The organism is Bradyrhizobium sp. 18BD (assembly GCF_054185225.1).
Window position 1 is genome coordinate 286,833 of the sequence record NZ_JAVAYL010000003.1, and the last position, 15,163, is coordinate 301,995.

Annotated in this window: 14 protein-coding genes; 7 read left to right on the plus strand and 7 right to left on the minus strand. The window is 60.8% G+C overall.

Features of this window, described 5'->3' with window-relative positions:
* Positions 1-3: 3 nt before the first annotated feature.
* The 5 genes from RAD16_RS07525 to guaA all read right to left on the minus strand — a co-directional run bounded on the left by RAD16_RS07525 (position 4) and on the right by guaA (position 7,479).
* Positions 4-864: a hypothetical protein gene (locus tag RAD16_RS07525; protein ID WP_458157233.1), complete on the minus strand. Its 861-nt coding sequence runs from the start codon at positions 862-864 to the stop codon at positions 4-6.
* A 14-nt stretch (positions 865-878) separates the two neighbouring features.
* Positions 879-2,435, minus strand: coding sequence for an AAA family ATPase (locus RAD16_RS07530; RefSeq protein ID WP_458157234.1), 1,557 nt, complete (start codon positions 2,433-2,435; stop codon positions 879-881).
* The gene (locus RAD16_RS07535) at positions 2,432-4,159 is read right to left on the minus strand and encodes a restriction endonuclease subunit S (protein WP_458157235.1); all 1,728 of its coding nucleotides are present in this window, start codon (positions 4,157-4,159) and stop codon (positions 2,432-2,434) included. Before RAD16_RS07535 ends, RAD16_RS07530 begins: the two co-directional genes overlap by 4 nt.
* 3 nt (positions 4,160-4,162) lie before the next feature.
* A complete protein-coding gene (locus RAD16_RS07540; RefSeq protein ID WP_458157413.1) occupies positions 4,163-5,626 on the minus strand; it encodes an N-6 DNA methylase in 1,464 nt (487 codons plus the stop codon).
* A 254-nt stretch (positions 5,627-5,880) separates the two neighbouring features.
* Positions 5,881-7,479, minus strand: coding sequence for a glutamine-hydrolyzing GMP synthase (guaA, locus tag RAD16_RS07545; protein WP_232956165.1), 1,599 nt, complete (start codon positions 7,477-7,479; stop codon positions 5,881-5,883).
* A gap of 148 nt (positions 7,480-7,627) precedes the next feature.
* Here guaA and RAD16_RS07550 point away from each other — a divergent pair, with 148 nt between their 5' ends.
* The 3 genes from RAD16_RS07550 to RAD16_RS07560 all read left to right on the plus strand — a co-directional run bounded on the left by RAD16_RS07550 (position 7,628) and on the right by RAD16_RS07560 (position 9,197).
* Positions 7,628-7,999 carry a nuclear transport factor 2 family protein gene (locus RAD16_RS07550; protein WP_458157236.1) on the plus strand — a complete coding sequence of 124 codons (372 nt, stop codon included), beginning with the start codon at positions 7,628-7,630 and terminating at the stop codon, positions 7,997-7,999.
* Between the two features lie 388 nt (positions 8,000-8,387).
* Complete coding sequence (locus tag RAD16_RS07555) at positions 8,388-8,720, plus strand: DHCW motif cupin fold protein (RefSeq protein ID WP_458157237.1); 333 nt, start codon at positions 8,388-8,390, stop codon at positions 8,718-8,720.
* Between the two features lie 267 nt (positions 8,721-8,987).
* Positions 8,988-9,197 carry a cold-shock protein gene (locus RAD16_RS07560; protein ID WP_008141931.1) on the plus strand — a complete coding sequence of 70 codons (210 nt, stop codon included), beginning with the start codon at positions 8,988-8,990 and terminating at the stop codon, positions 9,195-9,197.
* Positions 9,198-9,362: 165 nt separating this feature from the next.
* Here the strand turns inward: RAD16_RS07560 and RAD16_RS07565 are convergent, their stop codons facing one another.
* The gene (locus RAD16_RS07565; protein ID WP_458157238.1) at positions 9,363-10,661 is read right to left on the minus strand and encodes an RsmB/NOP family class I SAM-dependent RNA methyltransferase; all 1,299 of its coding nucleotides are present in this window, start codon (positions 10,659-10,661) and stop codon (positions 9,363-9,365) included.
* A gap of 34 nt (positions 10,662-10,695) precedes the next feature.
* A complete protein-coding gene (locus RAD16_RS07570) occupies positions 10,696-11,118 on the minus strand; it encodes an MAPEG family protein (RefSeq protein ID WP_458157239.1) in 423 nt (140 codons plus the stop codon).
* 173 nt (positions 11,119-11,291) lie between these two features.
* Between RAD16_RS07570 and RAD16_RS07575 the strand changes: the two genes are divergently transcribed.
* From RAD16_RS07575 to RAD16_RS07590, 4 genes are all read left to right on the plus strand, one after another.
* Positions 11,292-11,918: an acriflavin resistance protein gene (locus RAD16_RS07575; protein ID WP_458157240.1), complete on the plus strand. Its 627-nt coding sequence runs from the start codon at positions 11,292-11,294 to the stop codon at positions 11,916-11,918.
* A gap of 4 nt (positions 11,919-11,922) precedes the next feature.
* On the plus strand, positions 11,923-12,792 hold the full coding sequence (locus tag RAD16_RS07580) for a tetratricopeptide repeat protein (RefSeq protein ID WP_458157241.1): 870 nt from the start codon (positions 11,923-11,925) through the stop codon (positions 12,790-12,792).
* A gap of 89 nt (positions 12,793-12,881) precedes the next feature.
* Positions 12,882-13,724, plus strand: coding sequence for a metallophosphoesterase family protein (locus tag RAD16_RS07585; RefSeq protein ID WP_458157242.1), 843 nt, complete (start codon positions 12,882-12,884; stop codon positions 13,722-13,724).
* 141 nt (positions 13,725-13,865) lie between these two features.
* Entirely contained in the window at positions 13,866-15,161 is a 1,296-nt protein-coding gene (locus RAD16_RS07590; RefSeq protein ID WP_458157243.1) for an amino acid deaminase, read from the plus strand.
* The last annotated feature ends 2 nt before the right edge of the window (positions 15,162-15,163 follow it).

Here is a 15,163-nt window from a genome sequence, read left to right on the forward strand (position 1 = left end):
ACATCAGACCATCTGATCGACCCAGTCGTGTTCACGATATCCTCTGAGCACGATTTCGCAATATCTTGAGAATTCTGCCGTTGGATCGATCATACGCTTGAGATCCGCCTTGATATCTCGCAATCGAGCTTTGGCACTCGGCTCCCCGTTTCTCAGATCGCGGTGAGCTTTCGTGCCATTTCTAACTAAACGTTTTATCTGCCGAGCGAGCCTTGCGCGTTCCTTCACAAAGTCCGGATGATCAAGATTGAGCAACGATATGCCCAGGATAGTTCTTTTGTATTCCCAAGCATCCTTATCGCGAGATCTCGGCCTCGGGCGGCCAAATTCATCGAACGTCAGTAAATCTACGTCATCAGCATCGGTTGGATCAAGAATGACCGCATGTTCATCGTAGAGAAGCTCGACATCACACTCATCTTTTACACGGGCGGCCTCGTCTCGAACTGGGAAATAGTTCCACTTTCCTCCCAGACTCTCGGTCTCCGGATTGCGTCGCGGAGCATTGCAAAACCGACTGCTATAACGATAATTCCTCCAATTGAATGCGAGCCACCAGTAGCCGTTATGATCCGGATTCGCCTCGACTTCCGGCCAGCTAGGATAGCGGCGAATTTTTCCTTTCGGGCGGAAGTGGTCAACATCCCGATCACCGCCTCGAGAGCGACATTCACTGTACCAACACTTACCATGAAAAAGATCGGCCAACGGCTGCTTGAGATCCGACCAATTCGCGTTATCGGAGATGTACTGGTTGCGCTGGTCGGCCGACATCTCCCGAAGCTTTTCAAGAAGTTCCCCGGCTTTCGCCTCGAATGCCTGAACTTTTTCGCCCCAAAGCTCGTCGATATCGATGAAACGCATGCGGCAGCCTGGACCTATTCTTTGCTCTCGATCTCGTTGAGAATCTCTTGCGCAACGCGGATCTCCTCCCGCCTCTGCTCAGTGGTCAGCAGCGTCTGATGCGGTAGCAGCGCACCTCGGCGAGCCTTTGCATTAAGATAATCTGCATATTCAGGATCATCGACACTCTCATCATAAAAACCGCGAGTGCTTAGCAGGCGATTCAGGCGACGCAATTTGCGTTTGTCAGCCTCGGTGAGTTTGTCCTTAGCAATCAACTCGGTTTTTGCGTCGAGAAGCCGCTGGGTACCGCGATCAAGCGTTGTCGGTAGATCGAACAGTTCACTTCTTAAGATCGTTGCAACACCCATTCCTCGTGGATCGCTCATCGGTTGGTGAGCAAATACAGCGCGGGTTACTGGATCACGATCGGTGATAAGGACCTGCTCCCTACGGAGGTCGCTTAAGACTAGTGGGTCGTGGGAACTCATGATGATGTGGCTATGTCGGTCTGCACCGATGAACTGGCTGACCAACTCGATATACTCCGTACCCCACCGAGGATTAAGATGCGTATCCGGTTCATCGAGTAGAAAGAGCGACTCTTCCTCACTGTTAAAACGCAACAGACCAAGCACCATGAGCAATTGCTGCTCGCCCTCGCTCAACTCCCGAAAGGTAAGACCGCCTTCAACATGCTTTGCCCGCACCCGCACTCGCACTTCCGCTAGAAGCTCGTTGATATAGGTGCTCTCCAACCGGGCAAAAAGTTCTGCTGGTGACTGATAGTGTCCGATCAATGTTGAAAGACGTGTTGCGTCGGGCAAGAAAAGATAGATTTCTTCGCGACGCTCCTTCCTCCTAAAGTCCAAATCGACAGAATGCGATAATCTCATCGGTGCCAGGGCAAGGGCGTAGAGCGTTGATAGGAAATCGGCAACGACTCCGCGTGCGCGCCAAAAGCGAGAGTCACCCACCGCACTTTTCCAGCCAGGTTGGCGCATGATGAAGAGCACGGACTCGAGTCCCTCGATGCCAAGCTTGTCTCGCAGCAATGAAATCGTGCTCTCGTCCTCGTAGCCAAAGAATGCCAGGAGAGCAAATTGACTATGCACCAACCGACCGTAAAAGAGATAGCGATGCGCATCCTCTCTGCCGTTCAGCAACGCGTCGTAAAATCGCTTCTGATGACGCCGAAAGTGTTCTTCAAGGCGTAAACTCATCCCCGAATAGTAACCGAATACTGTCCGCGGCAGATATGGGGAACGCTCCTTCCGTAGATCACCGGCCGGAACACGGATACGCCCACTGTCACTCTTCATAACATTGACAACTAAGCGCGAGCTCCGTCGGTCAGGATCGCAATCGACTTCGACCTCAATTCCATTGCACTCGTAAGCCAATTGATAACGGAATTTAGAAGGTTCACCGAAATCCAGGTCGCGGAAAATTTCGACAATTGCTTCGATAAGGTTGGACTTTCCTGAACCATTCTTCCCAACGAGTGCGGTTATCGGCGACCTAGTATCAAACACCACTTCAAAAGCCCGAAGATTCCTGTAGTTCCAGAGCTTCAGCGATCGTAGCCTCACCCGACGCTCCTTAGCACAATCAGCGGTAGCCCTGAACGATCCTCGATTATCTCGCCGTTCCGAATAGCGTCACGTAGAGCGAGAAAAAAAGACTCGATTTCATCGGGGGAATAGCCAGACGCAGCGAACAACTGCTCCGGGCTGAGTGCACCACCTCCATTAATCAAGGCGACGCTGATTTTCAAAGGCTGCGCTTCGGATTTTTGGGCTATGGTTGGCCTCCTAGACACTCGCCTATCGGATGCGGGCGATCGCGATCGTAATTCACTCTTTGAGTTGATTTCTGTTTTCGGAGAGAGCCGCTTCTCAAGATCTGCTCCAAGAAGATCGGCAATCTCAGCAAGCGCGGCATCAACGTTCGTGGTCGGTATCACTAGTTGACCTTGCAGAGCTTCTTCAATCATGGTGCTGCCAAGCCGTTCAATGACCTGTCCTGCTTCTTCTCCTTTGACCAGTACACCGGCCAACGACGCGAGCAATTCGTCGATACGCTTGACCACAAGCTCGGCTTCGGCCTGCGGTGCCAACGGCAGCGCTATTTCCATGACGCGAGCTTTGTTAAGTGCAGGCTGGCTATTACCTTCCGCAAGACGACGCGTTTTCTCATAGTTGTACCAGAGGAAATAAAACAGATACCCAGAAGGAAAACCGGCGTCTCCAACGCGGATGGCGGCGGAATTTTGATTGTTGCAAGCATCAATATCGAGGATCGCGACCTGGCCCCTCGTTTTCCCTTCCCCGATCATTGCTAACAATACCGTGCCAGCTGGGTGCAGCAGAGCGGAGGACCGTTTGAGGCCAAGCGTCGTGATCGTCTCCCGAGTGGAACTAATCCGATTGAATTTGATTTCGCCACTGCTCACCCACGGGATTGCGCCACCCCAATATGCAGCGTTGCTCCGGCTCGGCGTTGCGCCGACGTACACGTCGAATAGCTCACCAATGCACCTCGTTGTCCACGTCGGGACGGCAAGATCCAAAGCCTCGTTTAAAGCGGGTCTGATCTCCGCAGTCTCGTCGCGGCGTGGCAGCTGTGCGGCGTTAGGCTTGCGTCGATTGACGATCGGGCGAGCCTCTATAATCCGCGCCGCCCAAGCTTCTCCAGACTCGACATTGGCATTATCGCGCCGCCAGTCGGCTGTAATTTCGCCCCGGAATGCAGACCCAATCACCTCCTGACGGTAGGCTGCGACTCTCCCAGGCAAGCTTTGGAGGAGATCTTTCGCACTAAGTAGCTGGTACCAATAACTTTGGAGGATCGTAGCGATCCTTCGCTGCTCCACGAGAGGAGGAAGCCTGACTACGAAACTCGACAGCTGCGAGAAGCTTACTCTCGGACGGTCACCCTTGGAAAGTTGCACCGCAAAGTCGGTAAAACCAGGTGACGCGAGCAGGAATTTGAGAAACTCGGCGGAAACCATCTCTCGTCGCAAAAATACGATGAACTCAGTCGAGCAAACGCCATCGAAATCTGGACAAACTACTTTCACAAGATTCGGACGCAAACGAGCGTACAGCACATCACCCGCTGAGAAGCAAAAAACACCGGCTTTCACATCGTTGCTGCGGCCAGTCCCCAGCAGCCGCATCCCCTTCGCTTCGACGTGCTCCAGACCGATAAACGGTACACCAGGGAGTGTGGCAGGATCGACTCTCACGACTCGCGGTTCAACGAGCTCCCCAAGCATCACCTCGATCCAGTCAGGAGGAAGCGTCTCGCTCAAGGATCACCGCCGCAAGGATCGAAGCGATGTCTGAACCGCTTGAACGCGCTCAAGCGCCTCGCTCAGCGTTCCCATGACATCGCTGACGAGTTGCTCCGATGTGCTTCCACGTAAGAAACGCGCATCTCCATCGTCCAACCAAGCCAAATTGAGGCTGTCACCCCTTGCGGCAATTTCCTTCCTCGTGAACCGACGAAACCGACCGCGTTCACCAGTATCCCGCCGCTGAGAAAGACCGTAGGGATCGTCGCCGAAGGCGCTTACGAATTCGTCGAACTGTGAACGTTCCAATCGAGCCCGCTTGGTGAACCGCTGAGAATTCGCTCTCAAATCGTAAAACCAAACCTCTTTGGTCGAATCCTGGCCTTTAGTATTTGCCTCATCGCGACAGAAAAACAGCACATGAGTTCGAACATCCGGTGCATAAAAAATACCGGTGGGGAGTCGTAGGATTGTATGCAGACGACAATCCCGCATTAATTCACGCCGGACAGCTGCACCTGCACCATTCTCGAAAAGCGCATTATCGGGTAGCACGACTGCTGCGCGGCCGCCGTCAGGAGATAGACTACGGACAATATGCTGAAGGAAATTAAGTTGCTTACTTGAGGTCCGAACCGAAAGATCTGAGCGCACCGGCACCTCGCTTCGTTTCGTACCGAAGGGCGGGTTGGACAACACGACGTCCGCCAACGCCAATCCTTGACCGTCGTTTCCCAGCGCGTCTCCGATTTTGAGATCTCCGCCGATCCCATGCAGCAGCATATTCATTCGACCGAGACGGCATGTGCTGGGAACAAGCTCTAAACCATAGAACGCGTCGCGTCTCTGGAACTGCCTCTTCTTTGGAGACAGAGCAACAAGGTCCTTGGTCCGTTGCTTGATAAAACGATCCGCCGCCACCAAGAATCCCGCGCTACCAGCCGCCGGGTCCTGCACGCGCTCTCCCGGTCTCGGCTGAACAACATCGACTATGCAGTCGATGAGCGGCCTCGGTGTAAAATATTGCCCCGCGCCAGCCTTAGACTCCTCCGCGCTCTTCTGTAGCAATCCCTCATAAGCGGTGCCGAACTGGTCTACATCAGCTCGGTACCAATCGACTTTGTCAAACTCTTCGAAAATCCTCTGCAATGCCAACGGACTCCGAATGGAAGTCCTCGCATTCTCAAAAACTGACCGAACGTAGCGCGACCTGGCTCGCCCCAGGCGAGCAAGAAGCTGGCGATAGCCGTCGAGAAGATCGTTCCCCCGCAGACTACGGAGCTCGTGCCAATGACATCCCTTCGGCAAGCGCAACTCGTCCACTACCCCAGACGGACTAGCGGTGTGGGTTCGGTGTTCGTCGGCCATCTTCAAAAAAAGTAAGAACGTCAGCTCGCCCACATACTCATGATAAGTAATCCCGTCATCACGGAGAAAATGACACAGCCCCCATAACTTCTGAACGATATCGGATTCTCTAAGCATATTATCGTGTTTCGACCCTGATATTCGATGCTCGATTGACAAGAAGGAAGGGATCTGGAGAACAACCGCCGAGTGCAATCGAACCTCCCCATGGATCCTCGCCAAGCTGCTACTCCGGTATACTAGATCTAGATGAGTCGCGCGTTGTAGCTTCGTTTGTATACGAAGTCCTAAAGACAATAGGTGACAAAGATGTTCTCGGAGCGGCTTAAGGCAGAGGCTCCAGCAGGCCTCTCACAGAACGACTCTCCCCCTCACTCCCACTCAATCGTCCCCGGCGGCTTGCTGGTCACGTCGTACACCACCCGGTTCACGCCCTTCACCTCGTTGATGATGCGCGTGGCGGTCTCGCCCAAAAACTTCATGTCGAACTGGTAGAAGTCCGCGGTCATGCCGTCGGTTGAGGTGACGGCGCGCAGGCCCACCACATAGTCGTAGGTGCGGCCGTCGCCCATGACGCCGACGGTCTTGACGGGGAGCAGCACAGCAAAGGCCTGCCAGATGTCGTCGTAGAGCCCGTGCTTGCGGATCTGGTCGATGTAGACGGCATCGGCCTTGCGCAGGATGTCGAGCTTGTCCCTGGTGATGTCGCCGGGGCAGCGGATGGCGAGGCCCGGGCCCGGGAACGGGTGGCGGCCCACGAAGATTTCGGGAAGGCCGAGCTCGTAGCCGAGCTTGCGCACCTCGTCCTTGAATAGCTCGCGCAGAGGCTCGACGAGCTTCATGTTCATGCGCTCGGGCAGACCGCCGACATTGTGGTGCGACTTGATCGTCACCGAGGGGCCGCCGGTGAAGGAGACGCTCTCGATCACATCAGGGTAGAGCGTGCCCTGCGCCAGGAAGTCGGCGCCGCCGAGCTTCTTGGCTTCCTGCTCGAACACCTCGATGAAGAGGCGGCCGATGGTCTTGCGCTTCACTTCCGGGTCGGTGACGCCTTCGAGCTCGCCCAAAAACTGCTTGGACGCGTCCACGTGCACGAGCGGGATGTTGTAATGGTGGCGGAACAGGTCGACGACGGTCTTGGCTTCATCGAGGCGCAGCATGCCGTGATCGACGAACACGCAGGTGAGCTGGTCGCCGATGGCCTCATGGATCAGCACGGCCGCGACGGCTGAATCGACGCCACCGGAGAGACCGCAGATCACCTTGCCCTTGCCGACCTGCTGGCGGATCTTCTGGATCTCCTCCTCGCGGAAGGCGCGCATGGTCCAGTCGCCGGTGAGGCCGGCGATCTTGCGCACGAAGTTGCGGATCAGCTTGGCGCCGTCGGGCGTGTGCACCACTTCGGGATGGAACATCAGGCCGTAATATTTGCGCTTCTCGTCCTGGATGATCGCGAACGGCGCGTTCGGCGAGGTGCCGGCGACGGAGAAGCCCGGCGGCATCTTGGTGATGCGGTCGCCATGGCTCATCCAGACCTGGTTCTTGCTGCCTGACGACCAGACGTCCTCGAACAGCTTGCTGTCGGCCTTGACCTCGACGTCGGCGCGGCCGAACTCGCGGTGATGGCCGCCCTCGACCTCGCCGCCGAGCTGGGCGGCCATGGTCATCTGGCCGTAGCAGATGCCCATCACGGGCACGCCGGAGGCGAAGATCAGTTGAGGGGCGCGGGGCGAGCCGGCCTCATGCACCGACTCCGGCCCGCCGGAGAGGATCACCGCCTTCGGCTTCATCTCCTTGAAGGCCTCTTCGGCCTTGTTGAACGGGACGATCTCGCAATAGACGCCGTCCTCGCGCACGCGACGCGCAATCAGCTGCGTCACTTGGCTGCCGAAGTCGACGATGAGAATCTTGTCGTGCGCCGAGGCCACGGAGGGCGTCGACGCGGAGCGGTCGTTCTGTGCTGCTGTCATGGCAAGCAGATACGCGATGAGCCCCCTGCCCGCAACCGCACACGGAGCGCGCCCACATGCTTCTTTGGGCATGGACAAATCTATATAGGTAAGTAATATTGACCTAATTGCCCCAATGCCAAACAGGGGCCAATCAGGGAGATTGCTCATGTCACAGCACCATCAGCCATCGACGCTCGCCGCGCTCGGCCGGACCTGGGTCGAGGCCTGGAACGCGCGCGATCTCGAGCGCGTGCTGACGCTCTACGACGAGGCCGCCGTGATGACCTCGGACCGCATTCCCGTGATGGGGTTCGACGCCAGCGGGACCGTGCGCGGCAAGGACGCGCTGCGGGCGTATTGGGGCAAGGCGCTCGGGCTGTTGCCGGGGCTGCATTTCACGCTGATCGACGTGTTCGTGAGCCCGGATAGCGTGGTGGTGTTTTACGAGAACGAGCGGGGGACGAAGATCTGCGAGTATCTGCGGGTGAATGATGCGGGGCTGATCGTGCAGGGATCGGCGAACCATTTGCTGCATTAGTCGCGGCCCTTCTGGCGCAGCGATTTCGCTCTCTCACCGTCATCCTGAGGTGCGAGGCATGGGACGCAACGCGTCCCATGGGGAGCCTCGAAGGATGCGCGGCCCGGATGCAGGATGCAGCCGGGCTGTCGCCCTTCGAGGCTCGCCCTGCTTCGCAGGACGAGCGCCTCAGGGTGACGGTCAAATAATGGAGCACGCTGCTTCCACATCGTCATTGCGAACGGAGCGACTTGTCCGCCGAAGCCTTGGGCGAAGGCGGAAGCAATTCACGCTGCCGCCGCGGAGACAGTCCTGGATTGCTTCGTCGCAAGTGCTCCTCGCAATGACGGAGACTGCGGCCGGCGCGTGCGCTAACAACAGCCCGCCGGCTTTGAGACAGGATCCTCCCATGAAACTCCCCACCTCCCCCTTCACCGTCACCGACTGGAGCAAGGTCGAGGCCACCACGCATCCTGGCGAGACCGGGCAAGCCCTCTGGCGGACGCTCAATATCGGCGAGCTCCGGGTGCGGATGGTCGAGTATTCGCCGGGCTATCTCGCCGACCATTGGTGCGACCGCGGCCACGTGCTGTATGTGCTCAAGGGCGAGCTCTGTTCGGAGCTGCGCGACGGGCGCAAGTTCAAGCTGACGCCCGGGATGAGCTACCAGGTCTCGGACTTCGGGGACGCCGCGCACCGGTCCTCGACAGCCACCGGGGCGACGCTTTTCATCGTCGATTGAGGTACCCCAAACGGCTTATATGCACCGCAAAATAGCAAAGTTACGCGAGGTGCCGGGTCGCGGGTGGTGCCTTGAAGTGGCCCCAAATTCTCGCTATATTGTGATCATCGATACTTGGCCGAACGACTGGGCCGCTTCGCCTCGTCTCAGACAGGCGCGCACGCTTCAGATGATTTCTCCAAAACATCGACTCATCAGGACTATGGGCGCAAGGCTGCGTACCGGTCCGCGTGCGTACCGTCTCTAACTAACTAAAGGAAATTTCCCATGGCTATGGGCACCGTGAAGTGGTTCAACACCCAAAAGGGTTATGGTTTCATCCAGCCGGATGACGGCCAGAAGGACGTTTTCGTCCACATCAGCGCCGTCGAGCGCGCTGGCCTCTCGTCCCTCAACGAGGGTCAGAAGGTCTCGTTCGACATCGTTGCTGACCGTCGCAGCGGCAAGTCGTCGGCTGACAATCTCCGCGTCGGCTAATCGCCCGCGCACCAGCGTTCTGACCACGGACGTACTGGCAGAACGCCAGAGCTAGAAAGCCCCGCGACCGGGATCGGTTGCGGGGCTTTTGTTTTTGGGCAATCTCTCTACCGTCGTCATTCCGGGGCTCGCGAAGCGAGAGCCCGGAATGACAACGTTGATCAGCTACGCCTTCTTCAGCATCGACACGAAGAACCCGTCCGTGCCTGTGCGCCGCGGCGTCATCAGCCATCCCTCAGCCGACTGCAGCGCGGCTTGTGCAAAATCGTCCGCCTTGTCCCAGAGTACGCTCGCGGTCTGCTCGGGCGGCACCACCTTGAATTCCGGATGGCGGTCCGTGAACGCCCTCACCTGCTCGCCGTTCTCCTCCGACAGCACCGAGCAGGTGATGTAGGCGATGCGGCCGCCGGCCTTCACCAGCGGAACCGCTCGGTCCAGCACCTCGGCCTGGTCGCGCAGGCGGATCTCGAGCGCGCCGGGGCGCATGCGCCATTTGGCGTCGGGGTTGCGACGCCAGGTTCCGGTTCCCGTGCAGGGCGCGTCGATGACGACGAGATCGGCGGTGCCGCTGATGTCGGCCAGGGGATCGGCCTCGCCCTTGGGCGTGCGGACGTCGGCGTTGTGGACGCCGGCGCGCGACAGGCGCTCGTGGATCGGCACAAGCTGGCGCTTGTCGCGGTCGGTCGCGATCAGCCGGCCCTTGCCCTGCATCAGCGCTGCGAGCGCCAGCGTCTTGCCGCCGGCGCCAGCGCAGAGATCGATCACCTGCTCGCCGGGTTTTGCCGCGGTGAACTGGGCCGCAAGCTGCGATCCTTCATCCTGAACTTCAACGCCGCCCTTGATGAAATCCTCTTCCGCCTGGATGCCGGGGTTGCGCGCATCGGCCGAAAGCTCGATGCGGAGGCCAGTTGCGGACCACGGCGTCGGTTTCGCATGAAGATGAGCAAGCGCCTTCAGCACCTTGTCGCGATTGGACTTTAGCGTATTGACGCGCAGATCCAGCGGCGCCCGGCTCGCCATCGCGGCGGCCTCCGCGGCGCGGTCCTCGCCGAACATCTTTGCCAGATGCGGATCGAGCCATTCAGGATAGTCGCCGGCGATCGCAGCCGGCGCGTCCTTCAGCGAGCGAGATGCGAGCGCGGCCTGCTCGGCCTCCGTCAGCGGCGCCGGCGCATACCGGCTGCCGTCGAACAATGCGGCCATGGTCGCCGTGTCCATGTCGCGCTCGAGGCGGAGCATGCCGATCAGCCGCGCCCGCGCGGTGTCGGCGTCCATCAGGAAGGCGCTCGAGGCATAGCGGCGCAGCACGTCCCAGACGAGGCCGGCGATCGCGGCGCGATCGCCGGAGCCGGCGAAGCGGTGCGCGGTGCCCCACTCCTTCAGCGCCTTGGCCGCAGGCACGCGGTCCTTCTCGATGGTGTCGATGAGTTCAATGGCTGCGGACAGCCGGGCAGCGGGAGTCATTTGAATCTTTCAGGTAAGGTCCGACGGCTAACCGTCAGATCAACAACAGCATCTTCAGCGCGAAGTAGATCCACATCGCGAGCAGCACCAGCACGCTGGCGAGCCAGATCGTGGAGCGGCGGCCGAGATCGTTCGAGGAGACGAACACGCCGGCATGGGCAAACCGCGTCACCACGAACACCCAGGACATCAGCACGATGAAGAGATCGGCATGGCGTAAGGGGAGTGCCAGCGCGATCAGGACGTAGAACAGCACCGGCAGTTCGAACTGGTTGCGGTAGCAATTGGCGATTTGTGTGGCGCCCTTGGGCCAGTTCGGCTCGCCGAGCGCAATGTCGCGGATCTTGGTCTCGCCCGAGACCAGCGCCTTCCGGCGCCCGAGCACCATGCCGATCAGAAGTGCGAAGGTAAGGCCGACCTGCACGAAGACAGGCAGCAGGACCATTTGGATGGACATCGGAACTTTCCCGTAAGGCGGACGGCCGCGGACCGTCATTAGCCGCGACTGCTGCCGCTGACAATCAACGAGTTGAACCGGCGTTCCCGATCTTGCGACCAACCGGCGATCGTCAAAGCGATTTTGGGCCCGCCGGGCCGCAAGACGAACCAGCGCCAAGCCGAGCCAGCGCCATGAACGCCCTGTCCAGCCTGTTGTCCGAATCCGCTGACGGCCAGCTCGGCATCCTGATGTCGGCGCTGTCAGGCATCGCAGCCGCGCTCGCCGTCGCGCTGGCGATGACGGTTTACTTCCGCCTGAGCTACAGAACGATCTATTTCACTTGGCGCGACGTCGTCAGGCACGGGCTGACGGCGCTCGCCGCCATCGCCCTGCTCGGCTTTGCCGCCTACGACATGCGCCACGCTGCGCTCGCCTATCTCGGCCTCAATCCGTCGAAGCCGGCGGTCGAGTTCGAGATCCGCATGCCGAGGGAAACGCTGACTTCGGTGTCCGACAGCCAGATCGAGCTGCACACCGTCCGCAACCAGACCCAGGCGCTGGTCGATGGGGTGCGCGACCTCGCCGACGGGCGCGCGGTGCTGCGAGGCGCGGTCGCGCTCAACCATCGCACCGCCGATCGCGTGCTGGTCGTGAACCTGCCCGGCAAGGGCACCTTCGAATTCCGCCTTCGCCTGCCCGCCGAGCCGCATCGCACCGAGCAGTTCGGCCCCTGGCATCTCGCCGACCGCATCGCCTCGCCCGCAACGGGCAACGTCACCCCTCTGGACGCCTACACCATCCGCTATCGCGTGCTCTGACATCATGCTCCGAACGAAATACCGCGCCGTCGCCGCGCTTGCCCTCGCCGCGCTGCTTTGCCCCACACTGCGTTCGCCCGCCATCGCCGGGCCAGCCGACATCGCCACCTGCGACCGGCTCGCCGCGCATCCCACCGATCCGGACAAGCCTGCCGACGTGACAGGCAATCTCGATATCGCCGATGCCGACATCCTCGTCGCACGGAACGCCTGCAAGGCCGCCGCCGCTGCGCCCGATGCCCCGCGCCGCATCTGGATGGAGCTCGGCCGCGCCTATGATTTCAACCGGCAGATGGCCGAGGCGGCAAATGCCTATCGCAAGGCGGCGGATGCCGGCAGCGCGACAGCGATGACCGGGCTCGGCGTGCTCTTGATCAAAGGCGACGGCATCAAGAAGAACACCGCGGAGGGACGGATGCTGATCGAGAAAGCGGCAAATGCCGGTGATGTCGACGCCATGGGCAACCTCGCCGCGCTCTGCGGCGCCGGCATCGGCGGCAAGGCCGATGCCGGGATGGCGCGCAAATGGTACGCGAGGGCTGTCGAGGCGAATTCGAGCGAAGCCATGTATCAACTGGGATTGATGACCCAGGACGGCGATGGCGGCCCGAAAGACGATGTCGCCGCCAAGGCCCTTTTCGAAAAGGCCGCCGCGCTCGATCACGCCGACGCAATCGAGCGGCTCGGCGCCTATGCCGAAGCCGGCCGCGCCGGCGAGAAGGACGCCAAGGCCGCGATCGCCTATTACAAGCGCGCTGCCGCGCTCGGCAATGAAGATGCCGCCAAGGCGCTGGAGCGCCTGCGTTGCCCGTTCCAGCTCAAGGACCGCAGCAATGGCAAACCCGTCGGACGGATCTGCTTTGACGGCGGATAGATCCGCCATCGCCTGCTTTAAACTTTGTTTCATCGCAGGTTTTGCGCGCGCGTCATCGTTCCGACGTTTGGCCGCGCGATACTACGCCCATGTCCGAATTTCGCCTCACGCAGATTTCCGACACGCATCTCGGCCGGCGCTTTCCCGGCCTGATCGCAAACTTCCACCGCGTCAGTGAGCACATCGACGCGAACAGACCCGATCTCGTGATCAACACCGGCGACGTCTCCTTCGACGGGCCGACCAGTCGCGACGACATGGAATTCGCAAAGGGCCTGCACGAGGCCCTGCCCGTCGACTGCCGCTACATTCCCGGCAATCACGACATCGGCGACAATCCGACCGCGATCGGGCCGGCGCCGAAGCCGCCGGTCACCGAAGCCCACCGCCGACAATTCTGCGACATCATCGGCGAAGACCATTGGTCGTTCGAAGCCGCCGGCTGGTGCTTCATCGGCCTCAACACGCTGGTGATGAATTCGGGCCTCGCCTTCGAGGCCGAGCAGTTCGACTGGCTGGCTTCGGAAGTCGCGCGCGTGAACGGCAGGCCTGTCGCGCTGTTCCTGCACAAGCCGCTGTTCCTCAACCTGCCCGATGATCCCGAACTGCCTGAGACCTCGATCCGCTATGTGCCGCAGCCGGCACGCGCACGGCTGATCGAGATGTTCGCGCGTGTCGATCTGCGCCTCATCGCCAGCGGTCACGTGCATCAGCGCCGCGACTTCACGTTCGGCCACACGCGCCACGTCTGGGCACCGTCCGCCGGCTTCAGGATCAACGACCAGCGGCAGGACCGGATCGCGATCAAGGAGACGGGCTTCGTCGAGTACCGCTTCCAGGCCGACAGCTTCGAGGTCCGCCACCTCAGGGCGGCCGGCCAGGTCGATGTCGACATCGAGGAGCTGCTCGCCCAGATGGGCGGCGAGCACTAGCCCAATTGGCGGGCAAGAATCCCTACCAAAATACCTCAGTGCATCGAACTTGACCGGAAAATGGCTAAAATGGCCTAATGACAACGTTGTCATTACGACATATCGTTCATTTGGCGGTCGAGAACCGCTGAGGGAGCGACGATGCAGTTCTTATCCCCATGGGATAGCCAACGCCTTTCGAGCACGACACGGGGCATTCCCCTGGTCGATGGCCTGTCCCCCAAGGACATCGGCAATCAGCGCTGGTCGCCTTCGCGGGGTGATCTCGCTTTGCCCGCCCTCACCCTCGACGAAACCAGCTTCGCGGCCAACCGCGACCTCTTCCTGGCCTGGTGCGCGAGCGCGGGCGTCAGCGTCGCGCCTCACGCCAAGACGCCGATGTCGCCGGAGCTCGCCCGCTCGCTGCGCGCAAATGGCGCGTGGGGCACGACGGTTGCGAACATCCAGCAGGCCGCCGTGCTGCTCGCAAGCGGCGAGCGGCGCCTGCTGCTGGCCAACGAGATCGGCGGGCTCGCAGCGGGCCGGCGGCTCGGCGCGCTGCTCAGCGCCTATCCCGACGTCGAGCTTCACGCTTTCGCGGATTCACCGGCCGCCGTCGCAGCGCTTGCCGAAGCCGCGCGGATCGCGGACCGCAGTGAATTGTCGGTGCTGGTCGAGCTCGGCGCAGGCCGTGCCGGCGCGCGCGACCACGCCGCGATCGAGGCGACGATCGCAGCGGTGCTTGCCGCCGATCGCCTCGTGCTCGCCGGCGTTGCGACCTATGAGGGCGCGGCTGCGACCGCCGATGCCGACGCGACGATGCGCGCCATCGCGGCGCTGCTGGCGCGCACCATCGAGACCTTCGCGCTGGTGCGCGCCGCCGTCCCGCAGCGGCCGTTGATCATGAGCGCCGGCGGCTCCGCCTATTTCGACATCGTCGTGAAGAGGCTCGCGCCGGTCGCGCAGGCCGATGGCAATGCCAGTGTGATCCTGCGTTCGGGCGCGCTGTTCTTTGCCGATCACGGCATCTATGCGCGCGCCTTCGCGGAGCTGGACCGGCGCGGCGGCCTTCTCATCGACGGGCTGCGCCATTCCGCCGTGGAGAGCTTTCGTCCCGCGCTGACGCTCTGGGCCGAGGTGCTGTCGCGCCCCGAGGCGGGCCTTGCGATCGCCGGCTTCGGCATGCGCGATGCGTCCTTCGACCAGGGCCTGCCCGTCCCCTTGCGCGTCTTCCGCGACGGTGCCGAACAGCGGGCGCTCGCAGAAGCCTTGTCGGTCACACGCCTCAACGACCAGCATGCGTTCCTTTCCATCCCGCCCGACAGCGCACTCGCGGTCGGCGACGTCATCGCCTTCGGCATCTCGCATCCCTGCACCTGTCTCGACCGCTGGCGCGTGATCTTCGGCCTCGACGCCGACGGCGTCGTGACGCGCGCCCTCCCCACCCAGTTCGGCTGAGC